This is a genomic window from Pseudomonas chlororaphis, from assembly GCF_001921865.1.
In the GTDB taxonomy this organism is placed as follows: domain Bacteria; phylum Pseudomonadota; class Gammaproteobacteria; order Pseudomonadales; family Pseudomonadaceae; genus Aquipseudomonas; species Aquipseudomonas chlororaphis_D.
On the sequence record NZ_MSCT01000005.1, the window covers coordinates 205,761 to 229,612 of the forward strand.

The window sequence follows — 23,852 nt, forward strand, 5'->3', positions numbered from 1 at the left end:
ATTCTTTTTTACGCAGAAAAGCCCCACCTGCCGAAACAGGTGGGGCTTGTGCGTGTGTAGCTGCTGCCGAGGGCTGCGACAGGACCGAAGGTCCTCCAGCGATTTCAGGATCCTGCGCCCCCTTCGGGGTCGATCGCAGCCTGCGGCAGCGGCTACATTCGCCCGGCGGCGCCAGGCGTCGTTTTCACCTCGTCAGAAGTGGAAGTTGGTGGTGAACAACGCGGTACGGCCAGGTGCCTGGTTGGCGAAGTGCGCCGAGTAGGCCTTGTCGTAGTAGGTCTTGTCGGTCAGGTTCTGCACGTTCAATTGCAGGTCGACGTTCTTGCTCAGCTTGTAGCTGGCCATGGCGTCGTAGCGGGTGTAGGACGGCACGTACACGGTGTTGCCGGCGTCGCCGTAGACGTCGTCGACGTAGAACGCGCCGCCGCCCACGGTCAGCTTCGGCATCACCTCATAGGTGGTCCAGAGGCTGAAGCTGTTTTTCGGCGTGTTCGGCATTTCATTGCCTTTGTTCGAGCCAGCGCTGACCACGCCGTTACGCCCGTTCAGGCCGGCGTCCACCAGTTCGCTCTTCAGGTAGCTGTAGCCGGCGAACACTTGCCATTTGTCGGTGATCTTGCCGCTGGCCGACAGTTCCAGGCCGTCGACGCGGGATTCGCCGGCGTTCTGGTAGGTCAGGGAGTCGACCAGGATGCGGGTGTTCTTCTTCTCGGTACGGAACACCGCGGCGGTCAGGGACAGGCGGTCGCTGAACACGTCCCACTTGGTGCCCAGCTCGTAGTTGACGGTTTCTTCCGGTTGCAGGTCGCTGCTGGCGGCGCCGGCCGACAGCGGGTTGCCGTCCGCGCCTTCGCCGACCAGGCCGCCCGCCGGCGAAGCCGAAGTGGCGTAGGAAACGTAGACGCTGCCGTTGTCGGTCGGTTTCCACACCAGGCCGGCCTGCCAGTTCCAGAACTGGCTGTCTTCCTTGATCTTGGTGCGCCCGGTGGCCGAATCGGTATTGGCCACGGTGTCGAAGGTGTCGTAGCGCAGGCCGACGTTCAGTAGCCATTGCGGGTCGAGTTCGATGGTGTCGAACACATAGGCCGCGCGGCTGGTGGCCTTGGTGCTGGTGCCGTAGTAGTTGCGGTTGGTGGTGCCGGTCCAGGCATCGTCCGGGTTCGGGTTGCTCAGCGAGGTGCAGCTGCCGCCCGCGGACTTGCCGGGGGTGCAGGTCGGGTTGCTGTTCGGGCTGACGGTGTAGCTGCTGACGCGCGTTTCTTCGCCGGTGAATTCAAGACCGGTGGAGTAGTTGTGCTTGAAACCCAGGGCCTGGAATTCGCCGAACAGGTCGGTCTGGTTGGTGGTGGTTTCGGTGGTGGAAACCCGCGAGTTGGCGCGACGCCACACGGTGCCGAACTGGTTGACGTTGTGCTGGCTGTCGTCTGGCTGGGTGAGGATGTAGTCCTGGCCGGTGCTGCCATGACGCAGGGTGTTTTTCAGCGTCATGTTGTCGTTCAGGTCGTGCTCGATGGAAATGGTGCTGATGTCCGCGCGGGTCTTGCGGAAGTCGCGGTCCTTCAGGCCATAGAAGTTGTTGCTGTCGCCGCCGTCGGTCGGCTTGTCGTGCACGTGGACGGCTTTTGCGCCGCTGTTGCTGTAGCCGTACGGAATGCCCGAGTCCGGCAGGTCGTCGCTTTCCATGTGGTAGTAGCTGAGGTTGACCCGGGTCGGGGTGCCCAGGCCGAAGGTCAGCGACGGTGCCACGCCCCAGCGGTCGTAGTTGACGGCGTCACGACCGGCCACGTTCTGTTCGTGGCTCATCAGGTTGAGGCGGAAGGCGGCGCTGTCGAGGAACTGGCGGTTCACGTCAAGCACATAACGACGGGTCTGGTCGGAACCGTAGGTGAAGCCGCCATTGAGGAAGTCCTGCTGCTTGGGCGTCTTGCTCACCAGGTTGAGGCTGCCGCCGGCCGAACCGCGACCGCCGAAGGACGAGTTGGGGCCCTTGCTGACTTCGATGGACTCGATGTCGAAGATCTCGCGGCTCTGGCCGCCGGTATCGCGCACGCCATCGAGGTAGGTATCGCCCTGGGCATCGAAGCCACGGATGAACGGACGGTCGCCCTGCGGGTTACCGCCTTCGCCGGCGCCGAAAGTGATGCCCGGCACGGTACGCAGCGCATCCTGCAACGAGGTGGCGGCGGTGTCCTTGAGCACTTGCTGGGGAACCACGGTGACCGAGCGCGGGGTGTTGACCAGCGGCGCGGTGTATTTTTGCGACGAGGCTTTTTCGACCTGATAGGAGGTCTGGTCCTGGGCTTCGCCCGTGATGCTGGTGGCGCCCAGCGAGATGGCGTTGCCCGAGGCCTTGCTTTCGCTCGGTTCGGCGGCATAAGCCAGGTGTGCGGCGGAGCCGGCGGTAAGCGCCACGCCAATCGCAGACGCCAGCAGGCGTGGTGAACTGACCGGTAATTGTGGTTGTTGGCGTGACATGTGAATTCCCCTCCCCAAGGTTTTGAGGCGGCGGAATATAAGGTGAACAGGTATCTGTATCAATTGCGAAATATTACTATTCGCGGATAATTTACATTCTTTACAATTTGTCTTTACGGTTTTTACGTTTTCATTCGTCTGGGCATTTTACATCGTCAATAAGAATTAATATCATTGGCGATTCTTTCGCTTTCAGGTACCGCGCCATGCTGCTGCACATTCCTGGTCTGTTCTCCCGTGACGAAGTCCTGCGGATTCGCGAGGCCCTGGAACAGGCCGATTGGGCCGATGGCAAGATCACGGCCGGGTACCAGTCGGCCAAGGCCAAGCACAACCTGCAATTGCCCGAGGGCCATCCGCTGGCCCAGGAGATCGGCGCGGCGATGCTCGAGCGCTTGTGGCAGCACCCGCGCTTCATGTCGGCGGCGCTGCCGCACAAGGTGTTCCCGCCGCTGCTCAACTGCTACACCGCCGGCGGCAGTTTCGATTTTCACATCGACAACGCCGTGCGCCAGCCCAAGGGCAGCGCCGAACGGGTGCGCACCGACCTGTCGTCGACCCTGTTTTTCAGTGACCCGGAGGACTACGACGGCGGCGAGCTGGAAATCCAGGACACTTTCGGCACCCAGCGCGTGAAGCTGCCGGCTGGCGACATGGTGCTGTACCCGGGCACCAGCCTGCACAAGGTCAATGCGGTCACCCGCGGCACTCGTTATGCATCGTTCTTCTGGACCCAGAGCCTGGTGCGCGAAGACAGCCAGCGCGCCTTGCTGTTCGAGATGGACGAGGCGATCCAGCAACTGACCCGGGACCTGCCGGAGCACCCATCGCTGATCCGCCTGACCGGCACCTACCACAATCTGTTGCGCCGCTGGGTCGAGGTGTAAACGTGAGTTTTCAGTTGCGCCGCGAAGAAGTCCTCGACGGCGAGCAGCTCCGCGCCATGCTCGAGCAGAGCCCGGCCCGGGCCGCCCAGGCGGTGCTGCTGGCAGCCGGGGAGGGTGTGCTCGACGCCCAGGCGCTGCTGGGGCAGATCCTGCTCGACGGCCAGGGCATCGAGCGCGACCCGGTGCTGGCGCTGCGCTGGTTCGAGATCGCCGCGCGGGGCGGCCACCTGATGGCGCGGAACATGCTGGGGCGCTGCTGCGAGCATGGCTGGGGTCGGGAGGCCGATGCCGTCGCGGCGGCCGGGCATTACCGCCAGGCCGCCGAAGCCGGGCTGGACTGGGCGCTGTACAACTACGCGAATCTGTTGGCCACCGGCCGTGGCGTTGCCGAGAACCAGGCCCTGGCCTTGAGTTGCTACCGTCGCGCGGCGGCCATGGGCCATGCCAAGTCGATGAATCTTTTGGGGCGTTATCTGGAGGAGGGGTGCCACTGCCCGATGGATCTCGCCGCGGCCTGCGACTGGTATCGCCGCTCGGCCGAAGGCGGGGATTTCCGCGGGCAGTTCAGCCATGCCGCGGTGCTGGCCGATGCCGGGCGTCTCGATGAGGCGCTGGGTTGGCTGGACAAGGCGCTGGAAGGCGGCAACCTGAACTTCCTGCGGGTCGCGCGCGGCGCCTTGCTGCAGGCCGCCCATCCGCAGGTCCGTGGCCTGGCCCTGGCGTACCACCAGCGGGCGGCGCAACTGGGTGATGAAACCGACCGCGAAGCCCTGGCCCAATTGCCCCTGTAGGCGCGAGGCTTGCCCGCGATGCGGTATCAGGGCTCCAAACCACACTGCTTTTCTTGCAAGCACAAAAAAGCCCATGACCAGTCATGGGCTTTTTCATTACCGGGTATCGCTTACAGGTAGAAGGATTTCAGCGGCGGGAAGCCGTTGAATTCCACCGCGCTGTAGCTGGTGGTGTAGGCACCGGTGGACAGCCAGTACAGGCGGTCGCCGATGGCCAGGTTCAGCGGCAGGCCGTACTTGTAGTTCTCGTACATGATGTCGGCGCTGTCGCAGGTAGGGCCGGCGATGACCACTTCTTCCGTCTCGCCTTTCTTCTCGGTCCAGATCGGGAACTTGATGGCTTCGTCCATGGTTTCGATCAGGCCGGAGAACTTACCCACGTCGGTGTAGATCCAGCGCTCGACCGCGGTACGGGATTTACGCGCCACCAGCACCACTTCGCTGACCAGGATGCCGGCGTTGGCAATCAGCGAACGGCCTGGCTCGAGGATGATTTCCGGCAGGTCGTCGCCGAAGTCTTCCTTGAGGAAACGGATGATTTCCTCGGCGTAGGTTTCCAGGCTGTTGGTGCGGGTGATGTAGTTGGCCGGGAAGCCGCCGCCCATGTTGATCAGCTTGAGGTGGATGCCGTCTTCTTCTTTCAGGCGCTCGAAGATCACCTTGACCTTGGCGATCGCCGCGTCCCAGACACTGATGTCGCGCTGTTGCGAGCCGACATGGAACGACACGCCGTAAGGCACCAGGCCCAGGTCGCGGGCGAGGATCAAGAGGTCCATGGCCATGTCGGTCTGGCAGCCGAACTTGCGCGACAGCGGCCAGTCGGCAGTGGTCGAGCCTTCGGTGAGGATCCGTACATAGACTTTCGAGCCCGGCGCGGCCTTGGCGATGTTGCGCAGGTCGGCTTCGGAGTCGGTGGAGTACAGGCGCACGCCCTTCTCATAGAAGTAGCGGATGTCCTTGGATTTCTTGATGGTGTTGCCGTAGCTGATGCGATCCGGGCTCACGCCCTGGTTCAGCACTTTGTCCAGTTCGTAGATCGAGGCGATATCGAAGTTCGAGCCCTTGTCGCGCAGCAGGTCGATGATCTCGACGGCCGGGTTGGCCTTGACCGCGTAGTAGACCTTGGCGAACTCGAAGCCGGCGCGCAGGTCATCGTAGGCCTGGGCGATCATCTGGGTGTCGATGACCACGAACGGGGTTTCTTGCTTGTCGGCGAACGCCTTCATTTTCTGAAAGGTTTCGCGCGCGAAATAGTCTTCGACCTGAATCGACATACCTGGGAGCTCCTACAGGGCAAACAGAAAAATAAATGGGTGCAAATGAACGTCCTCCGTATCCCCACTTTGGTTCGCCTACTTCCCAAGGCATTGCCGCCGAAAGCAAAAAGGCCATTGGAGGGACTCCCTATGGCCTTGCTGTCTCGTCGTCAGTACTTGAGCCGGATGGATCGTTTCCAGCATGGACGTTCGGCGCGAACTTTAGGGCGTGAGGGGCCTGAGATCAACAAAAAATGTCGCGTTTTTGTACTGGTCTGACGTACGTCGCGGGCATCCCTCTTTGTAGCCGACCGATATGACGGACAGATGTTCCAGTTGATTTATGAAGTGTTAAAAATACCTGCACGTTCGATGCTTTTGCATGCCAACTCACCGAAAACAATAATGTCGTCAACTTCGGCGACGTTGCCTGCGAGAAGGTCGACCAGAGGGAGATTTGGCAGGTTCCTGGCACCTATCCGAAGGCCCTTCACGAGAGCGGGTGTTTATATTTTTTTCCGCTCGGCGAAGGGCTTGCAGAATGGGCTGGCTGCCAGGGCTGAGCACCTCGGCAGCGACAGGGACGGGGCGCTTGTCAGGCCAGTGCGGTTTCCGCCGGCGAGACAATGTTGGTCTTCATCCCGCGCGAGCGCCCGGAGCTGAGGTAGGCGGCGATCGATTCCTGGGTCACCTCGCCGAGGAACACCCGCTCGGCATCCATCACCGGCAACCACGAACGGTTGAACTCGTACATCCGCGACAACAGGATCCGCAGGTGTTCGTCGTAGGCCGCGGTGGCGTTGAACTCGCGCAGGTACTGCACGCAGGTGCCGGTCTGGCGATGCAGGTCGCGGCGGCGTACATAACCCAGGGCCTTGTTGTCGGCGCAGGTCACTACCACGTAGCGGCGGTCGTGCTCGTCCATCAGTTCCAGGGCTTCGGCCACCGGCGTTTCGGGGCTCACCGATGGCGCGTTGTCGGCGGCGTCTTCGGCTTTCACCAGCAGCAGGCGCTTGAGGGTGCTGTCCTGGCCGACGAAGTTGCTCACGAAGTCGTCCGCCGGGTGCGCCAGCAGGGTGTCCGGGTGGTCGATTTGCAGCAGCTTGCCGGCGCGGAAGATGGCGATCTTGTCCCCCAGCTTGATGGCTTCGTCGATGTCGTGGCTGACCATGATCACGGTCTTGTTCAGGGCCCGCTGCATCTCGAAGAACTCGTTCTGGATCATCTCGCGGTTGATCGGGTCGACCGCGCCGAAGGGTTCGTCCATCAGCAGCAGCGGCGCATCGGCCGCCAGCGCGCGAATCACCCCGATGCGCTGTTGTTGGCCGCCGGACAGTTCGCGCGGGTAACGGTGCAGGTACTGCTTGGGTTCGAGCTTGATCATGCTCATCAGCTCGCGGGCGCGGTCGTGGCATTTCTGCTTGTCCCAGCCGAGCAGCTTGGGCACCACCACGATATTTTCCTCGATGGTCATGTTGGGGAACAGGCCGATCTGCTGGATCACGTAGCCGATATTGCGGCGCAGGGTCACTTCGTCGAGGTCGGTGGTGTCTTCGCCGTTGATCAGGATCTTGCCCGAGGTGGGCTTGATCAGGCGGTTGATCATTTTCAGCGTGGTGCTTTTGCCGCAGCCCGATGGCCCGAGGAACACACAGATTTCGCCTTCATTCACGGTCAGGCTTACCGAGTCCACGGCTTTCACATCTTTACCGTTGCTTTGGAAGGTCTTGCTGAGGTTTTGAAGTTCGATCATTTGAGTAATCCTTTTGGAGTCAAAGAGCGTTGCAGCCACTGCAAAAACAGATCGGCGAAGATCGCCAGGAGACTGACCAGCACCGCGCCGACGATCAGCATCGACATGTCGCTGCGGCTGATGGAAGCAAGAATGAGTACGCCCAGGCCGCCGGCGCCGATGGTGGCGGCGATGGTCATTACGCCGATGTTCATCACCACGGCGGTGCGTACCCCGGCGAGAATCACCGGCACCGCGATCGGCAACTCGACCATGCGCAGGCGCTGGCCGAAGGTCATGCCGATGCCGCGGGCGGCTTCGCGAATCCCCGGTTCCACGCCGGTCAGCGCCAGGTAGGTGTTGCGCATGATCGGCAGCAGCGAATAGAGGAATACCGCGGTGATCGCCGGCAGCGGCCCCAGGCCCTGGCCGAACCTGGAATAGAACGGCAGCAGCAGGCCGAACAGGGCGATGGAGGGGATGGTCAGCAGCACCGTGGCGCTGGCTTGCAGCGGGCCGGCGAGGGTCGGGAAGCGAGTCATCAGGATGCCCAGCGGCACGCCGAAAAGGATCGCCAGGGTCACGGCGACTCCCACCAGGGTGATGTGCTGCCAGGTCAGCTGGAGGACCTGCTGCCAGTCGAGATGGGAAAAGGCGTTGAGCAATTCCATGGCTTTTTCCTCCCTCAATTCAATGGATGCTGGCGCAGGAAGTCTGCGGCCACGGCGGATGGGCTTTCATGGTCGACGTCGACCCGGGCGTTGAGCTGGCGCATGGTTTCGTCGTCGAACAGTTCGGCCAGCGGCTTGAGATCGGCGGCCAGTTGCGGGTGGGCGTCGAGGTAGGCCTGGCGTACCACGGGGGCCGCGGTGTAGTCCGGGAAGTAGTGCAGGTCGTCTTCCAGGAGCTTGAGTTTGAAGGCGTTGAGCCGGCCGTCGGTGGTGTAGACCAGGCCGGCGAACACCTGGCCGTTGCGCAGGGCGGTGTAGACCAGGCCCGCGTCCATCTGCCGGATGTTGCGACGAGTCAGGTCCATGCCGTACAGCTCGACCATGCCTTGCAGGCCGTCGGAGCGGTTGGCGAACTCGGTGTCCAGGGCGATCAGGGGGTTGTCCTTGCGCTCGGCGTCGAGGACTTTTTTCAGGTCGCTGACGCTGTTGACCTGCGGATATTCCCGGGCGATTTTTTCCGGCAGGGCCAGGGCGTAGGTGTTGCTGAATTTCGACGGAGTCAGCCAGACCAGGCCTTTTTTTCCGTCGAGCTCCTTGACCCGTTCATAGGACTGTTGGCTGTCGAGTTTTTCCGTCACGTGGTTGTAGGCCACCAGGGACACCCCGGTGTATTCCCAGAGCATGTCCAGCTGCCCGCTTTCGTGGGCACTGCGGGCCAGGTTGCTGCCCAGGCCGCCGGTGACCCGGGTCTCGTAGCCCTTGCTGCGCAGGTATTGCGCGGTGATTTCCGCCAGCAGCGTCTGCTCGGTGAAAACCCGGGCGCCGATGCGGATCAGCGGCTTTTGCGCGGCTTGGGCAATGCCCGCGCACAGCAGGACGCAGCTTATGATCAAAGCTATTTTTTTCATGTGAGTTCCTTCGCGCAGGCTTAAGACGGGCGCAGGCCGCGTTCCAGCCAGAGGCGGCTGGCCAGTGTCACCAGACCGTCGAGCAGCAGGGCCAGCAAGGCGGTGCAAGCCGCGCCGAGCAGCAGTTGCGGCTGATTGTTCAGGGCGATGCCGGGGAAGATCAGGCTGCCAAGGCTGTTGGCGCCGATCAGGAAGGCCAGCGGCGCGGTGCCGACGTTGATCGCCAGGGCCACGCGCACGCCACCGACGATGATCGGCACGGCGTTGGGCAGCTCGACTTTCCACAGCACCTGGCGCGGCGTCATGCCAATGCCGACGGCGGCTTCCTTGAGGGAACCCTGGACGTTTTTCAGGCCCTCGTAGGTGTTGCGCACGATGGGTAGCAAGGAGGCCAGGAACAGGGCGAAGATCGCCGGCCCGCTGCCGATGCCGAGGATCCCCAGGGCGATGGCCAGGACGGCCAGGGGAGGGACGGTGTTACCGATGTTGAACACTTGCATGAAGCGCTCGGCACGCCCGACCATCGATGGTCGGCTGAGTAGGATGCCGGCGGGTATCCCCACCACGAGGGCGGCGAACATTGAAGCGAGTACCAGGTACAGATGGGCTTGCAGGTAAAACAGCAGATCGTCGCGGTAGTGTTCGATCGTTGTGATGCCGATCCAATGGACCAGCAGGGCCAGGAGCGCGATGACCGCGACGCCTCCTATCAGCCCTTTGCCATAGCGAATAGCCACAGGCGGACTCCTTTTCATGTCGGCGAGCATTCTTTCGTGTGGCAAAGCCATGCCTGGCTGCCAAAAGAACGTTCGCGAGAAGCAGCTCGTCGATGCGCTGGAAACAGCGTCGGATCGAGCCATACGCATAGCCCCGTCAGGCTAACTTGCTGATTTTTCTACCCCTGACGAAAGCTCGTAACAGGGGAGTGGACGCCTCCACCTTTTAAAAGGTTCCATATTTGGCAGCGCTTGGCCACCCTTTGTCCGGTAAGTCCGATACATCTGATGCCCCTTTGCCGCACCTGCGTCGAGTGATCGTTGCATGACCGTCCTGTAGCCGCTGTCGAGCGTAGCGAGGCTGCGAACGGCGGCGAAGCCGTCGCAAAACCTGCACCTTTGGCAGTGGTTACAGGGTTCGGCATTGAGGATTCGAGATGAGGTCGAGAGCAGACCTCGCGGCCATTTGAATCGCCGGCCAGACCTATGGACAGGCCCGGCCGGCTACCGGTTTACCCGGCGTGGGGATGGGTTCAGAAGGTGAAGTTACGGCCGATCATCGGTACCTTGGCGGCTTCGCCTTCGACGCTATTGAGTGACTGCTGGCCGAGGTTCACCCCAATCAGGCCGCCATACACGTTGTCGGCACCCAGGGACACGATCTTGCCGCTAGCCGACGACAGGCGAACCGAGCCGCTATTGCCACCCACCAGCCCGCCAATCGCCGAGCCGGTGTTGCCGGTGACTTTGCCTGACGCCGACGCGTTGCTGATCTGGCCGTTGTTCCAGCCGACCAGGCCGCCCACGTGGCTTTCGTTGCTGGCCTCGACATCGCCGGTGGCCGAAGAATTGGCGATGCTGCCACTGGCCAGGTTACCGACCAGGCCACCGGCCTGGGTGTTGGCCCCGCCGGTTACCGCGCCGGAGGCCGAGGTGTTGCGCAGGGTAGTGTTGCGGCCCTGGCCGATCAGCCCGCCGACGATCGACGAGTTGCCGGCAACGACCTGGCCACGCGCCGAGGCATTGCTCAGCGAGCCGCTGGTGTGCAGGCCGATCAACCCGCCGACATTGGCATTGGCGCCGCCGGTGACGTTTCCGGAAGCCTTGAGGTTGTTATGGCTGCCGCCTTGGCTGGAGCCGATCAGGCCACCCAGGTTACGACCATTCTTGTCCATGACCTCGCCAATGGCCGAGGCGTTGGTGAGCGAGCCCTGGATATGCTGGCCGATCAACCCGCCGATGGCCTGGGTGCCGTTGCCGGTCACTTTGCCGCTGGCGGAGGCGTTGGTCAGCGAGCTGCCGGAGTTGAGGCCGATCAAGCCGCCGACATTGGCGCCCGAGCCCCCAGTCACGTTGCCCAGGGCCTTGACGTTGGTCTGGTTGCTCGATTCGTTCAAGCCCACCAGGCCGCCGACATTCAGGCTGGCGGTATCCAGCACATCACCGCTGGCCGAGGCTCCGGTGAGCCTACTGGCCCGGTTCCTGCCGATCAGTCCGCCGATGGCCTGGGAGCCGTTGCCGGTCACCTTGCCGCTGGCGGAGACGTTGGTCACGGCGCTGGCGATGTTGAAGCCGATCAGGCCACCGATGTTCTGGGTGCGGACGCCACTCACATCGCCGCTGGCCGAGGCATTGGTCACCGTGCCGCCATTGTTGTAGCCGATCAGTCCGCCGATGGCCTGGGCATTGTTGCCGGTCACGCTGCCGGTGGCGGAGGCGTTGGTCACGGTGCCGCCATTGTTGTGGCCGATCAGCCCGCCGAAGAAACCGTCCTTGCCGGTTCCCTTGACGCTGACGGAGGAGCTGACGTTGGTCAGGCGGGTCGCGGAGGTACCTTCGTTGAGGCCGACCAGGCCGCCCAGTTCCTGGCTGTCGCCGCTCAGGGCGATCGAGCCGGCGCTGCTGCTGTTGGTGATCCGGGCGTTGCGGTTGACACCGACCAGGCCACCCGCGCTGATGTAGGACGAGTGCCCGCTCAGCGCCACGTCGGAGTGGCTGTTGTCGATGCTGGCAACGCCCCTGGCATTGCCGATGTTTTCTCCCACCAGTCCGCCCATGGCGTAGGTGTGGCTGTTGGCGATCACGCTGCCGCTGGCCGAGGAGTTGGCGATGCTGCCGTTCTCCAGGTTCAGCGCCACCAGCCCGCCCAGGGTGTTGAGGTGGTCGGCGCCGGTGACGCGTACATTGCTGGCCTTGACGTTATCGATACGGCCAATGTTGACGCCCGCCAGGGTGCCGACCTGGGTGTTGTAGTGGGTGGAGCGCGCGCCGCTGACCGAGATACGGTCGAGGTTCAGGTTACGGATTTCGCCTGCGTTGGAACTGAACAGGCCGACAAACGCCCCGGTGCCGTAGACCGACAGGTTATCGATGCTGTTACCCAGGCCGTCGAACACCCCGTAGAACCCGCTCCGGTCGGCCAGAGACAGGAAGCTGGCGCCGTTACCGGCGATCTTGTTGCCCAGTACGTAGCGCCCCTTCAGGTCCTTGTCGACGGCGCGCAATTGCGTCAGGTCCTGGATGACCAGATAGTCCTGGCCGTTGGCCCGGAAGGTTGCCCCGGCGCCCGACAGCGTCACCGCCTTGCTGTCCTTGATGGCGTGGCCTTGGTTGCCGGTATTCAGCTCCAGTCCCGCGCCCGCGCCAGTGAGGCGGATATCGTCGTTCAGGCGGACGCTGCCGTTACGGGCGCTCAGGGCCAGGCGGGCCTTGTCGCCGGTGGCGGTCAGCGCGGCATCGACACGGACGTCGCCGCGCTCGGCGTTCAGGCTCAGCGTGTTGCCGCTGCTCCAGGACAGCGGAGCCTTGACCGACAGATCGTTGCCGCTGGTCAGCTCGATATGGGTGTTGTTCAGGTTGGCCGTCAGGGTTTCGGTGCGCAGGGTCGAGTTGTTGCTGGTGAGCTTGCCCAGGTTGTTCTGGCCAGCTTGACCTGCCCCGCTTTCCTGGCTGGCAACATTGAGGGTGTTGGCGCGGATTTTCCAGGAACCGGTTTCGCCTTTGTCGGCCCGGGTATCCACTTGCGCGGCCAATTGCACATCGACTTGGGCGCCGCGGTTTTCCACGACGCCGCCGTTGCCCTGGGCGCCGAGAGCGCTGGCGTCCTGCTTGCCGGCGACCTGCACGATGCCGCGATCGCCGCCATCGAGGACGATCCGGCCCGACTTGCTCTGCAGCGTCCTGGCCTCGATCGTGCCCTGGTTGCTGACCACGGTCTTGAGCAGGCTGTCGGCGCTTTTGGCGGTCATCAGTACCTGGCCGCCGTCGGCCTTGATCAGGCCGCCGTTTTGCACCAGGGCATCCACCGCGCCGTCGCTGATCTGCAGGTTGAGCAAGCCGTTGCCGTCGAAGTTGAGGGTCATGTCCTTGCCCGCGCCCAGCACGACGTTACCCAGGTTGGCCTGGATCACGCCGTTGTTGCTGACCTGGGCGCCGAGCAGGGCGACACTGCCGCCGTCGCTGGCGGCGAGGGTGCCGGCGTTGCTGATACTGGCGCTGGAGTTGCCGGTGAAATGCAGGTTGCCGTCGAGGAAATCCTTGTCGGCGAGGTTTTGGGTCGAGACCACCAGGCCGCCGACATTGACCTGGGCCGACTTGCCGAACAGCACGCCGTTGGGGTTGATCAGGAACACCTGGCCGTTGGCGTCGATCCGGCCCTGGATGTCGCTGCCGTGGGTGCCGATGACGCGGTTGAGGGCGACGGCGTCGCGGCCGGGTTGCTGGAAGCTGACCCGCTCATCGGCACCGACGTTGAAGTCGTTCCAGTGGGTGATCAGCTTGTTGCTCTGCTGGTCGATGGTCAGATGCTTGCCGTCGACGGAGGTGCTCATGCCGCCATCGCCGGCGACTATATCGGCTCCGCTGGGCAGGGCGAAGGCCGGTGCCTGGGCGAGCAGGCCGAGCAGCGAGACGCCCGCGGCGATCACTGCCTTGCTGCGCCCGGCCTTGCCGCGTCGGCGGGTCCATTCGCTGGCAACGTTCCAGCAGCCCAGGGCCTGGTTCCAGACCAATGCATAGCTCTTGTTCATGATGCGTCCTCTTGTGTGAAAACTCTGCTGATCTCCCCAGCAGAATGGGTCGTGCTCAGAAAGTCCGGAGCGCCATGAGGCGGGTCGGCGGCGTGGGTTCCGGGCTGCTGTTGGCTCTTCCTGCCGGGCGGTCAGGCAGCACTGCTGGTGGAGCAGGCACAGATGAAACCGCTCGAGAACGTGCGATGGGATAGGTGAGTGACAGGAAGTCGTTGAGTTGGCGGGTTGAATCTACCAGCCGCCTGTTTGGGGGGAACTCAGAACAGTCTGAAGCTCTATAGGGGCGTTTCCTTAAATGGATGTGGTCCGCTGTCGCTGGTAGTCGTCAGTCGAATGGTTGTTCAGGCAGGCAAGTTTGTTGTTTGCATGAGAAGAGGGTTAATTAACCGCCATTAAAGGCGCGGTGGCCCTGGGGCGAGGCGTCGGGCGACACAGATAGGTTTGAACGTGTTCAGGTTGTTACTTGTCGGGGTTGTTGGCGCTTAGTTGATTTTTATATTGTCGATTGGAGTGTTGTTAATGGAGCATGTTTTTCTGTTTTAACTTTTTATCTTGAAGGGTGTTTGTTTGAGGGCAGAAGGAAAGTCTTGTCGGCGTTCGCTCGATAACCTGGTACCGGGATATTTGCATTGCTTCGGTTATCTTCCGGCGTTCTATTGTGTTTTTACGGCGCCCGGAAGCAGGCCTGCCGATTGGGCACGGAACAGCCGGGTGTCATCCTGGCGGGTATTTTCGAGCGCTATTTGTTAACATGCGCGGTTCTCTGTATTGGCCTTTGCAATCGGCCAAAGGTCATTTTTTAACTGCGTGCCCCGCGCTGCACGCAATCGAGATCCCAAGCGATGTCCGATAGTCAAATCGTCAACGAAGTCAACGCCAGACGCACCTTCGCCATTATTTCCCACCCGGATGCGGGTAAGACCACCATCACCGAGAAGCTCTTGCTGATGGGCAAGGCGATTGCCGTCGCCGGTACGGTGAAGTCGCGCAAGTCCGACCGCCATGCCACCTCCGACTGGATGGAGATGGAGAAGCAGCGGGGTATTTCCATTACCACGTCGGTCATGCAGTTCCCGTATCGCGATCACATGATCAACCTGCTCGACACCCCGGGCCACGAAGACTTCTCCGAAGACACCTACCGCACCCTGACCGCGGTGGACTCGGCGCTGATGGTGCTCGACGGCGGCAAGGGCGTAGAGCCACGGACCATCGCCCTGATGGACGTCTGCCGGCTGCGCGACACGCCGATCGTCAGCTTCATCAACAAACTCGACCGCGACATCCGCGACCCGATCGAGCTGCTCGACGAAATCGAAGCGGTGTTGAAGATCAAGGCGGCGCCCATCACCTGGCCGATCGGTTGCTACCGCGACTTCAAGGGCGTGTACCACCTGGCGGGCGACTACATCATTGTCTACACCGCCGGCCACGGTCATGAGCGCACCGAGACCAAGATCATCCAGAAACTCGACTCCGACGAAGCCCGCGCTCACCTGGGCGACGAGTACGAGCGTTTCATCGAACAGCTTGAACTGGTACAGGGCGCCTGCCACGAGTTCGACCAGCAGGAGTTTCTCGACGGCCAGCTGACGCCGGTATTCTTCGGGACCGCCCTGGGCAACTTCGGTGTCGACCATGTGCTCGACGCGGTCGTCGACTGGGCGCCGCTGCCGCTGGCGCGCGTCGCCAACGAGCGTACCGTGCAGCCGCAGGAAGAGAAATTCAGCGGTTTCGTGTTCAAGATCCAGGCGAACATGGACCCCAAACACCGCGACCGTATCGCCTTCATGCGTATCTGCTCGGGCAAGTACGAGAAGGGCATGAAGATGCGCCATGTACGCACCGGCAAGGACGTGCGCATCGGCGATGCCCTGACCTTCTTCTCCTCCGAGCGCGAACAGCTCGAAGAGGCCTATGCCGGCGACATCATCGGCTTGCACAACCACGGCACCATCCAGATCGGCGACACCTTCACCGAAGGCGAGGCCCTGGGTTTCACCGGCATCCCGCACTTCGCCCCGGAACTGTTCCGCCGCGTGCGCCTGAGGGACCCGCTCAAATCCAAGCAACTGCGCCAGGGCCTGCAACAGCTGGCCGAAGAGGGCGCGACCCAGGTGTTTTTCCCCGAGCGCAGCAACGACATCATCCTCGGCGCCGTCGGTGTGCTGCAGTTCGATGTGGTCGCCAGCCGCCTGAAGGAGGAATACAAGGTCGAGTGTTCCTACGAGCCGATCACCGTGTGGTCCGCGCGCTGGATCGAGTGCAGCGATAAGAAGAAGCTCGAGGAATTCTCCAACAAGGCTGTGGAAAACCTGGCGCTGGACGGCGGCGGTCACCTGACTTACCTGGCCCCGACTCGGGTCAACCTGGCGCTGATGGAGGAGCGCTGGCCGGACGTGAAATTCCGCGCGACCCGCGAGCATCACTAAGGTCTGAGCGACGTCTCACCCCAAAGCCCCGCTGCCCAAACAGCGGGGCTTTTTTATACCTGACATATATCCCCTGTAGGAGCGAGCTTGCTCGCGATGGGCTGCGCAGCAGCCCCAAACCGGCCACCGCGGGTTCTGCCTGGAGAAACCCATTGCCTGAGCGGGCGCCGTCGCGAGCAAGCTCGCTCCTACAAGGGGGAGGGGCATAACCAGCTGTTTTATGGCCTAGTCGAAAGCGGTCTATCCAATGGGCGAATAGCTAGCTTCCTATCTGGAAAAACACCGGCTTCGGGGCTAGGTTTCATACGAAGCCAGGCCCGGAAAACCAGGGCCTGTGGCCATCATTGATCCACCTATAAAGGACTAACCAACATGAAGGTTTTCCAACGGGTTGTGCTGTTGCTCAAGGTGCTGGTGATGCTGTCTTTGGGAACGTCCGCGGCCTGGGCCGGCAGCCAGCCGGCGCCTGGGTTCTGGGTGCCGGGGCATGCGCAGGGCGGCGTGCAGATGATCGCCAAGTCGGAGTCCGAGCCCGGGGATCAGGGCCAGGGCGGTAGCGAGGGCGACGACGATTCGACCACCGACGAACCGGATACCGATAACCCCGACGACGACAGTAAGGGTTGAGGCGGGATTGACCCGCTTTGACGGAAAAAGAAAACCCCTCCTGCCGGACTGATGCGCAATCCGGCAGGAGGGGTTGGGTCAACGCTGTGTGAGGCGCCGTGGGTGACCACGGCGCCTTTTTTTGCCGGTCAGCCGAGGAACTGTTCGGCGTAGTGGCAGGCCACCTGGCGGCTGTCGAGCTGGCGCAGCAGTGGTTCTTCGCTGCTGCAACGCTCGGTGGCGTACGGGCAGCGCTTGTGGAAGGCGCAGCCGGGTGGCGGGTTCAACGGGTTGGGCAGTTCGCCGACGATCTTGATCTTCGGCTTGTCCGGGTCCGGGTGGATGGTCGGCGTGGCCGACAGCAGCGCCTGGGTATAAGGGTGCAGGGGACGGGTGTAGATGTCCTCCTTCGGGCCCATTTCCACCGGTCGGCCGAGGTACATCACCATCACGTGGTCGGCGACGTGACGCACCACCGCCAGGTTGTGGGAGATGAACACGTAGGCAGTGTTGAACTCCTGCTGCAGGTCCATGAACAGGTTCAGCACCTGGGCCTGGATCGACACGTCCAGCGCCGAGGTCGGTTCGTCCGCCACCAGCACTTTCGGTTGCAGCATCATGGCGCGGGCCAGGGCGATACGCTGGCGCTGGCCGCCGGAGAACATGTGCGGGTAGCGCTGATAATGCTCGGGGCGCAGGCCCACCTGCTTCATCATCGCCTGGACCTTTTCCCGCCGCTCGCTGGCCGACAGCTGGGTGTTGATCAGCAGCGGTTCGGCCAACTGGTCGCCGATCTTCTGCCGCGGGTTGAGCGAGGCATAGGGGCTCTGGAACACCATCTGCACGTCTTTGCGCAGCTGTTTGCGCTGAGCCTTGTCGGCGCCGGCGACTTCCTGGCCGGCGATTTTCAGCGAGCCCGAAGACGGCTCCTCGATCAGGGTCAGGGCGCGGGCCAGGGTGGACTTGCCGCAGCCGGATTCGCCGACCACCGCCAGGGTCTTGCCGGCTTCGAGCTCGAACGACACGCCATTGAGGGCGCGCACGGTGGCGTGGCCCTTGAACAGACCGCGGGACACTTCGTAGTGGCGGGTCAGGTTGCGGGCGGTAAGAACGACGGCCATTACGCCACCTCCTGATTCAGCGGGTAGAAGCAGCGCGCGAGGCTGGCGGTTTTCGGATCGAGGCTGGGGCGCTGCTGACGGCAGTTTTCCTGCACGTACGGGCAGCGCGGCGACAGCAGGCAACCCTGCGGACGGTCGTAGCGGCCGGGAACGATGCCCGGCAGGGTCGACAGGCGCGCGGCGCCCATGCTGTGCTCGGGAATCGCCGCCAGCAGCGCTTCGCTGTAAGGGTGCGCGGGGATGTCGAACAGCTCCGGTACCTGGCCTACTTCCACCGCTTGGCCGGCGTACATCACGCACACGCGCTGGGCGGTTTCGGCCACCACCGCGAGGTCGTGGGTGATCAGCACCAGGCCCATGTTCTGCTCTTTCTGCAGGGCCAGCAGCAGCTCCATGATCTGCGCCTGGATGGTCACGTCCAGGGCGGTGGTCGGTTCGTCGGCGATCAGCAGTTTCGGCTCGCCGGCAATCGCCATGGCAATCGCCACGCGCTGGCTCATGCCGCCGGACAGTTGGTGCGGGTAGGCGTCCATGCGGCTGGCGGCGCCCGGGATCTCGACTTTTTCCAGCAGTTCGATGGCACGCTTGCGGGCCGCCTTGCCGGACATCTTCAGGTGCAGGCGCAGCACTTCCTCGATCTGGAAGCCCACGGTGTAGCTCGGGTTCAGCGCGGTCATCGGGTCCTGGAAGACCATGGCCAGGTCCTTGCCGACGATCTGCCGGCGTTGCCGGGCGCTGAGCTTGAGCATGTCGCGGCCGTCGAAGCTCAAGGCGTCGGCGGTGACGATGCCAGGGTGCTCGATCAGCCCCATCAGGGCCATCATGGTCACGGACTTGCCGGAGCCGGACTCGCCGACGATGGCCAGGACTTCGCCCTTGTCCACTTTCAGGTCCAGGCCATCCACCACGGGAACGGCCTTGGCGTCGCCGAAGCGTACGTTGAGATTCTTGATTTCTAGCAATGACATGGGAATCTCCTCAGGCGGCGTTCTTGAGTTTCGGGTCCAGCGCATCGCGCAGGCCGTCGCCCATCAGGTTGATTGCCAGCACGCTGAGCAAAATGGTCAGACCCGGCAGGCTCACGACCCACCAGGCGCGTTCGATGTAGTCGCGGGCCGAGGCCAGCATGGTGCCCCACTCGGGGGTTGGCGGTTGCACGCCAAGGCCGAGGAAGCCCAGGGCCGCGGCGTCGAGAATCGCCGAGGAGAAGCTCAGGGTCGCCTGGACGATCAGCGGCGCCATGCAGTTGGGCAGCACGGTGATGAACATCAGGCGCGGCAGGCCGGCACCGGCCAGGCGCGCGGCGGTCACGTAGTCGCGGTTCAGCTCGCCCATCACCGCGGCGCGGGTCAGGCGCACGTAGGACGGCAGGGACACCACGGCGATGGCGATCACGGTGTTGATCAGGCCTGGGCCGAGGATGGCGACGATCGCCACGGCCAGCAGCAGGGACGGCAGGGCCAGCATGATGTCCATCAGGCGCATGATGGTCGGGCCGAGCATACGCGGGAAGAACCCGGCGAACAGGCCCAGGAGGATGCCCGGGATCAGCGACATGACCACCGACGACAGGCCGATCAGCAGCGACAGGCGCGAACCGGTGATCAGGCGCGAGAGCAGGTCGCGGCCCAGTTCGTCGGTGCCGAGGATGAACTGCCATTGGCCGCCTTCGAGCCAGACCGGCGGGGTCAGCAGGAACTCGCGGTATTGCTCGCTCGGGTTATGCGGGGCGACCCACGGCGCGAAGATCGCGCAGAAGACCACCAGCAGCATGAACAGCAGGCCGGCCACCGCGCCTTTGTTGCGCGAGAAGGCTTGCCAGAATTCCTTGTAGGGCGAGGGGTACAGCAGGCTTTGATCCACGGCGACGGCGGATGTGGCCACTGAGGAGGTTGGAGTGCTCATGAGTAGGTCCTCAGCGCTGATGGCGGATGCGTGGGTTGGCGAAGCCGTAGAGGATGTCCACCACGAAGTTGACCAGGATCACCAGGCAGGCGATCAACAGGATGCCGTTCTGCACCACGGGGTAGTCCCGGGCACCGATGGCTTCGATCAGCCATTTGCCGATGCCGGGCCAGGAGAAGATGGTTTCGGTCAGGACCGCGCCGGCCAGCAGGGTGCCGACTTGCAGGCCGACCACGGTGAGTACCGGGATCAGCGCGTTGCGCAGGCCGTGGACGAATACCACGCGCGCCGGCGACAGGCCCTTGGCCTTGGCGGTGCGGATGTAGTCTTCGCGCAGCACTTCGAGCATCGAGGAGCGGGTCATCCGCGCGATCACCGCCAGCGGAATGGTGCCAAGCACGATGGCCGGGAGGATCAGGTGGTGCAGGGCGTCGAAGAAGGCGCCGGTGTCATCGGCCAGCAGGGTGTCGATGAGCATGAAGCCGGTTTTCGGCTCGATGTCGTAGAGCAGGTCGAGCCGTCCGGAAACCGGGGTCCAGCCCAGGCTCACGGAGAAGAACATGATCAGGATCAGGCCCCACCAGAAGATCGGCATCGAGTAACCGGCCAGGGAAATACCCATCACCCCGTGGTCGAACAGCGATCCTCGCTTCAAGGCGGCGATCACCCCGGCCAGCAGGCCGATGACGCCGGCGAACAACAGGGCGGCCATGGACAGTTCCAGGGTCGCGGGAAACAGGGACGTGAACTCGGTCCAGACACTCTCGCGAGTGCGCAGCGACTCGCCCAGATCGCCGTGGGCGAGCTTGCCGATGTAGTCCAGGTACTGGGCGTACAGCGGTTTGTTCAGACCAAGGCGTTCCATTGCCTGGGCATGCATCTCGGGGTCGACCCGGCGTTCGCCCATCATGACTTCCACGGGATCGCCGGGAATCATGCGAATCAATGCGAACGTCAGCAAGGTGATGCCGAAGAATGTGGGGATCAGTAACCCCACACGGCGGGCAATAAAACTAAACATCTTCTGGTGTACCTCATCAGCCGGTTAGGCGTGTCCGGCATCCCTGGGGTCAGGAATGCCGGGCGTTTCTTATCTACTTCACCTGGGTGGTAGCGAAGTTGTTGGTGGTCAGGGGGCTCTGGTGGTAACCCTCGACGTTCTTGCGCATCGCGGTGAACATTTTCGGATAGGCCATGGGAATCCACGGTTGTTCCTTGTCGAAAATGTCCTGGGCCTGTTCGTAGAGAGCGGTCCGTTTGGCCGGATCGGCCTCGGCCCGGGCCTGATCGATCAGGTCTTGAAACTCCTTGTTGCACCAGCGTGCGTAGTTTTCGCCGTTTTTGGCGGCCTCGCAACTGAGGTTGGGGGTCAGGAAGTTGTCCGGGTCCCCGTTATCCCCCGCCCAGCCGGCCGACACCATGTCGTGTTCGCCGTTTTTGGCGCGCTTGAGCATCTCGCCCCATTCCATGACACGGATATCGACCTTGAGGCCGATCTTGGCCAGGTCGGCCTGCATCATCTGGGCGCCGAGCAGCGGGTTGGGGTTGGTCGGGCCGCCGCCGTTGCGGGTGAACAGGGTAAACACCGTGCCTTCTGGCACACCGGCTTCCTTGAGCAGGCCGCGGGCCTTGTCCAGGTCGCGAGCCGGGTTGCTCAACGTGCTGTTGAAGCCCAACAGGGTCGGCGGATAGGGGCCGGTGCCGACCACCGCATTGCCCTTGCCATACAGGCTGTTGACGTAGGCTTCCTTGTCGAAGGCGATATTGATGGCGTGGCGTACCCGCGGGTCGCTCATGTATTTCTTGCTGGTATTGAGCGCGATGTAGCCCACGGTCATGGCGGCCAGGTCGTCGACTTTCAGGTTGGCGTCGGCCTTGATGCTCGGGATGTCATCCGGTTTCGGATACAGGGCCACCTGGCATTCGTTGGCCTTGAGCTTCTGCAGGCGCACGTTGTTGTCGGTGGTGATCGCCAGGATCAGCGCGTCCGCCGGCGGCTTGCCACGGAAGTAGTCCGGGTTGGCCTTGAAGCGTACCTGGGCGTCCTTGGCGTAACGCTGGAAGACGAACGGGCCGGTGCCGATCGGCTTGTTGTTCAGGTCGCCGGTCTTGCCGGCCTTGAGCAACTGGTCGGCGTATTCGGCCGGGAAGACCGAGGAGAAGGCCATGGCGATGTCGGCCAGGAATGGTGCTTCGCGGCGGGTCAGGGTGAAGACCACGGTGTGGTCGTCGGTCTTCTCGACGCTTTTGAGCAGCTCCTTGAAGCCCATGCTCTCGAAATAGGGGAAGCCCACGCTGGATTTGTCATGCCACGGGTGTTTCGGGTCCAGCTGGCGCTGGAAGCTCCAGACCACGTCGTCGGCGTTCATCTCGCGGGTCGGCTTGAAGTAATCGGTGCTGTGGAACTTGACGCCTTGGCGCAGGTGGAAGGTGTAGGTCAGGCCATCGGGGCTGATCTCCCAGGACTCGGCCAGGGCCGGCTCGATGTCCGTGGTGCCGGGCTTGAAGTCCACCAGGCGGTTGAAGATGGTTTCCGCCACCGCGTCGGCAGTGACTGCAGTCGTGTACTGGACCATATCGAAGCCTTCCGGGCTGGCTTCGGTACAGACCACCAAGGGTTTGGCCGAGGCGCCAGCGGCGATGCTCAGCACTGCGGCAGCGATGGCTGCTCTCAGGGAAATCATTTTCATCTAGAACCCTCTGCAATCGGTTGAACCAGAGTAGCTGGAATGGCGAATTCGTCATGAATTCGCCATTCGGCTGGCGCGTTAGAGAATGTTGAACGGGATGGTGGTGACCAGGCGGAACTCGTTGATGTTGCCGTCGGCCTGGTGTTCGCTGGCCCGGTGCGTGGTGTAGGTCGCACGGATAGCAGTGGCCTTGAGTGGGCCGCTCTGGACCGCGTAGGACGCGCCAATGCCGTATTCGTAGTGGGTTTCGCCGTCCATCAGGCTCAGGTCGCCGCGCTTGGCGCCCGGATCGGTGTAGGCGGTGCCGCGGTAGTGGGTGCCGTCGATGCCCCAGCCGCGAGCCTGGTAGATATTGAACTTCAGGCCTGGCACGCCGTATTCGGCCATGTTGATGCCGTAGGCGATCTGGAAGGACTTCTCGTTCGGGCCGTTGAAGTCCGACAGCAGGGAGTTGGCCAGGTAGATGCCGTTGGTTTCGTGCAGGTAGTCGAAGTACTCGTTGCCGTTCACTTGCTGGTAGGAGAAGGTCAGGCTATGGGCCTGGTGGGCCAGGCCCAGCGACAGCGAGTAGGTGTCGTTGTCGATCTCGCCCATCAACTTCTTACCTTCGTCGACGGTCTTGTAGTAGTTCAGGCCGGTGGTCAGGCTCAGTACCTGGCTGTCGCCCAGCTCGTGGGTGGCGCCGAAGTAGTACTGGTTCCAGAAGTCTTCGACGTTGGCGCCATACAGGCTGGTCTTCAGGCTCTTGAACGGCTGGTAGTTCACGCCGGCGGTGTAGACCTTGTCGGTTTCCACGCCAGTGGCGGAGTACTCGGTGCGGAATTTCGACAGGCTCTGCTCGGTACGCGGCGACACGCGATCGAAACCGGCCAGGTCGAACGACAGGTTGTTGAACTCTTCACTGTGCAGGCTCACGCCTTCGAAGCTCGAAGGCAGGGCACGGTTGCCGATGACGTCGACGATCGGCGTGCTGAAGTTCTGGCGGCCGGCGGTCAGGGTGGTGTTGGAGACGCGGAACTTGACGTTGGCCAGGCCCAGCTTGCTCCACTGGTCTACCGGATCGCCGCTGGAGTCGGCCAGGGTCCGGTTGGAACCGCCGGCGATGTCCTTGCGGTCGCGATCCAGGACGATGGCGTTGTAGGCCGCGACTTCGGTGCTGACACCGACGGTGCCCTGGGTGAAGCCCGAGGTGTAGTTGACGATGGTGCCCTGGACCCAGTTGATGCGGCGTGGCGTCGGGGTGCGAGGAGCCTTGGGGTCGTCTTTGACACTGTTTTTCTTGTAGCTGAAGGTGTCGTCGCGACGTTTCAGTTCGTTGGCGTACCAGTTACGGGTTGTGCCCCCAAGACTTTGACCGTCGATGAAGCCCTTGGCCTCGCTTTGCGCATTGGAACCGGCCAGGGTGGTCGGAACGAATTCCTGGCTGACGCTTTCGGCGTGAGCCGCAGCGGTGATGCTGCTGATTGCCAGGGCCAGTAGGGCGGTGCTGCTCAGTTTCATGGGTGAAGCTCCTTTAGTTTCTTTTTTTTTATGCCGGTCTTTTTGGGTTGACCGGCTATGGGTTTACAACTCATTCAAGGCATTGCAAACGTTTGCTGGAGGCCGGATCGCCGAATTCAGGCAACACGTTTGCG

General features: G+C 62.7%; 17 protein-coding genes. 4 read left to right on the top strand and 13 right to left on the bottom strand.

Features of this window, described 5'->3' with window-relative positions:
• Positions 1 to 192 precede the first annotated feature (192 nt).
• On the bottom strand, positions 193 to 2,475 hold the full coding sequence (locus BTN82_RS03840) for a TonB-dependent receptor (RefSeq protein ID WP_075117843.1): 2,283 nt from the start codon (positions 2,473 to 2,475) through the stop codon (positions 193 to 195).
• A gap of 206 nt (positions 2,476 to 2,681) precedes the next feature.
• Between BTN82_RS03840 and BTN82_RS03845 the strand changes: the two genes are divergently transcribed.
• Together BTN82_RS03845 and BTN82_RS03850 are read left to right on the top strand one after the other, a co-directional pair.
• Positions 2,682 to 3,362 carry a Fe2+-dependent dioxygenase gene (locus BTN82_RS03845; RefSeq protein WP_075117844.1) on the top strand — a complete coding sequence of 227 codons (681 nt, stop codon included), beginning with the start codon at positions 2,682 to 2,684 and terminating at the stop codon, positions 3,360 to 3,362.
• 2 nt (positions 3,363 to 3,364) lie between these two features.
• A complete protein-coding gene (locus tag BTN82_RS03850; protein WP_075117845.1) occupies positions 3,365 to 4,153 on the top strand; it encodes a tetratricopeptide repeat protein in 789 nt (262 codons plus the stop codon).
• Between the two features lie 110 nt (positions 4,154 to 4,263).
• On the opposite strand, the gene BTN82_RS03855 is transcribed toward BTN82_RS03850, so the two are convergent.
• The 6 genes from BTN82_RS03855 to BTN82_RS03880 all read right to left on the bottom strand — a co-directional run bounded on the left by BTN82_RS03855 (position 4,264) and on the right by BTN82_RS03880 (position 13,464).
• Positions 4,264 to 5,427, bottom strand: a complete 1,164-nt coding sequence (locus BTN82_RS03855; RefSeq protein ID WP_075117846.1) for a type III PLP-dependent enzyme — start codon at positions 5,425 to 5,427, stop codon at positions 4,264 to 4,266.
• Between the two features lie 577 nt (positions 5,428 to 6,004).
• Positions 6,005 to 7,162, bottom strand: coding sequence for a betaine/proline/choline family ABC transporter ATP-binding protein (locus BTN82_RS03860; protein ID WP_075117847.1), 1,158 nt, complete (start codon positions 7,160 to 7,162; stop codon positions 6,005 to 6,007).
• Positions 7,159 to 7,812: an ABC transporter permease gene (locus tag BTN82_RS03865; protein WP_075117848.1), complete on the bottom strand. Its 654-nt coding sequence runs from the start codon at positions 7,810 to 7,812 to the stop codon at positions 7,159 to 7,161. Before BTN82_RS03865 ends, BTN82_RS03860 begins: the two co-directional genes overlap by 4 nt.
• A gap of 14 nt (positions 7,813 to 7,826) precedes the next feature.
• Positions 7,827 to 8,720, bottom strand: a complete 894-nt coding sequence (locus BTN82_RS03870; RefSeq protein WP_075117849.1) for a glycine betaine ABC transporter substrate-binding protein — start codon at positions 8,718 to 8,720, stop codon at positions 7,827 to 7,829.
• A 20-nt stretch (positions 8,721 to 8,740) separates the two neighbouring features.
• Positions 8,741 to 9,475: an ABC transporter permease gene (locus BTN82_RS03875; protein ID WP_186828351.1), complete on the bottom strand. Its 735-nt coding sequence runs from the start codon at positions 9,473 to 9,475 to the stop codon at positions 8,741 to 8,743.
• Between the two features lie 494 nt (positions 9,476 to 9,969).
• Positions 9,970 to 13,464, bottom strand: coding sequence for a GLUG motif-containing protein (locus tag BTN82_RS03880; protein WP_075117851.1), 3,495 nt, complete (start codon positions 13,462 to 13,464; stop codon positions 9,970 to 9,972).
• An 842-nt stretch (positions 13,465 to 14,306) separates the two neighbouring features.
• Between BTN82_RS03880 and BTN82_RS03885 the strand changes: the two genes are divergently transcribed.
• Both BTN82_RS03885 and BTN82_RS03890 read left to right on the top strand, forming a co-directional pair.
• Positions 14,307 to 15,896: a peptide chain release factor 3 gene (locus BTN82_RS03885; protein WP_075117852.1), complete on the top strand. Its 1,590-nt coding sequence runs from the start codon at positions 14,307 to 14,309 to the stop codon at positions 15,894 to 15,896.
• Positions 15,897 to 16,268: 372 nt separating this feature from the next.
• Positions 16,269 to 16,523 (top strand): hypothetical protein, encoded by a 255-nt coding sequence (locus BTN82_RS03890; RefSeq protein ID WP_075117853.1) that lies wholly within the window; start codon positions 16,269 to 16,271, stop codon positions 16,521 to 16,523.
• A 128-nt stretch (positions 16,524 to 16,651) separates the two neighbouring features.
• On the opposite strand, the gene BTN82_RS03895 is transcribed toward BTN82_RS03890, so the two are convergent.
• The 6 genes from BTN82_RS03895 to BTN82_RS03920 form a co-directional block, all read right to left on the bottom strand.
• Positions 16,652 to 17,623, bottom strand: coding sequence for a peptide ABC transporter ATP-binding protein (locus BTN82_RS03895; RefSeq protein WP_075117854.1), 972 nt, complete (start codon positions 17,621 to 17,623; stop codon positions 16,652 to 16,654).
• Positions 17,623 to 18,591 carry an ABC transporter ATP-binding protein gene (locus tag BTN82_RS03900; RefSeq protein WP_075117855.1) on the bottom strand — a complete coding sequence of 323 codons (969 nt, stop codon included), beginning with the start codon at positions 18,589 to 18,591 and terminating at the stop codon, positions 17,623 to 17,625. The genes BTN82_RS03895 and BTN82_RS03900 overlap by 1 nt, the downstream gene beginning before the upstream one ends.
• A gap of 10 nt (positions 18,592 to 18,601) precedes the next feature.
• A complete protein-coding gene (locus BTN82_RS03905; RefSeq protein WP_075117856.1) occupies positions 18,602 to 19,528 on the bottom strand; it encodes an ABC transporter permease subunit in 927 nt (308 codons plus the stop codon).
• A 10-nt stretch (positions 19,529 to 19,538) separates the two neighbouring features.
• A complete protein-coding gene (locus BTN82_RS03910; protein ID WP_075117857.1) occupies positions 19,539 to 20,549 on the bottom strand; it encodes an ABC transporter permease subunit in 1,011 nt (336 codons plus the stop codon).
• A gap of 73 nt (positions 20,550 to 20,622) precedes the next feature.
• On the bottom strand, positions 20,623 to 22,218 hold the full coding sequence (locus BTN82_RS03915) for an ABC transporter substrate-binding protein (protein ID WP_075117858.1): 1,596 nt from the start codon (positions 22,216 to 22,218) through the stop codon (positions 20,623 to 20,625).
• Between the two features lie 78 nt (positions 22,219 to 22,296).
• Complete coding sequence (locus BTN82_RS03920) at positions 22,297 to 23,718, bottom strand: OprD family porin (protein WP_075117859.1); 1,422 nt, start codon at positions 23,716 to 23,718, stop codon at positions 22,297 to 22,299.
• Positions 23,719 to 23,852: the final 134 nt, after the last annotated feature.

Coding starts and splice junctions, on each gene's coding strand:
- BTN82_RS03840 (WP_075117843.1), bottom strand. CDS start 2,475: ATGTCACGCCAACAACCACAATTACCGGTCAGTTCACCACGCCTGCTG.
- BTN82_RS03845 (WP_075117844.1), top strand. CDS start 2,682: ATGCTGCTGCACATTCCTGGTCTGTTCTCCCGTGACGAAGTCCTGCGG.
- BTN82_RS03855 (WP_075117846.1), bottom strand. CDS start 5,427: ATGTCGATTCAGGTCGAAGACTATTTCGCGCGCGAAACCTTTCAGAAA.
- BTN82_RS03860 (WP_075117847.1), bottom strand. CDS start 7,162: ATGATCGAACTTCAAAACCTCAGCAAGACCTTCCAAAGCAACGGTAAA.
- BTN82_RS03865 (WP_075117848.1), bottom strand. CDS start 7,812: ATGGAATTGCTCAACGCCTTTTCCCATCTCGACTGGCAGCAGGTCCTC.
- BTN82_RS03870 (WP_075117849.1), bottom strand. CDS start 8,720: ATGAAAAAAATAGCTTTGATCATAAGCTGCGTCCTGCTGTGCGCGGGC.
- BTN82_RS03875 (WP_186828351.1), bottom strand. CDS start 9,475: ATGAAAAGGAGTCCGCCTGTGGCTATTCGCTATGGCAAAGGGCTGATA.
- BTN82_RS03880 (WP_075117851.1), bottom strand. CDS start 13,464: ATGAACAAGAGCTATGCATTGGTCTGGAACCAGGCCCTGGGCTGCTGG.
- BTN82_RS03885 (WP_075117852.1), top strand. CDS start 14,307: ATGTCCGATAGTCAAATCGTCAACGAAGTCAACGCCAGACGCACCTTC.
- BTN82_RS03890 (WP_075117853.1), top strand. CDS start 16,269: ATGAAGGTTTTCCAACGGGTTGTGCTGTTGCTCAAGGTGCTGGTGATG.
- BTN82_RS03895 (WP_075117854.1), bottom strand. CDS start 17,623: ATGGCCGTCGTTCTTACCGCCCGCAACCTGACCCGCCACTACGAAGTG.
- BTN82_RS03900 (WP_075117855.1), bottom strand. CDS start 18,591: ATGTCATTGCTAGAAATCAAGAATCTCAACGTACGCTTCGGCGACGCC.
- BTN82_RS03905 (WP_075117856.1), bottom strand. CDS start 19,528: ATGAGCACTCCAACCTCCTCAGTGGCCACATCCGCCGTCGCCGTGGAT.
- BTN82_RS03910 (WP_075117857.1), bottom strand. CDS start 20,549: ATGTTTAGTTTTATTGCCCGCCGTGTGGGGTTACTGATCCCCACATTC.
- BTN82_RS03915 (WP_075117858.1), bottom strand. CDS start 22,218: ATGAAAATGATTTCCCTGAGAGCAGCCATCGCTGCCGCAGTGCTGAGC.
- BTN82_RS03920 (WP_075117859.1), bottom strand. CDS start 23,718: ATGAAACTGAGCAGCACCGCCCTACTGGCCCTGGCAATCAGCAGCATC.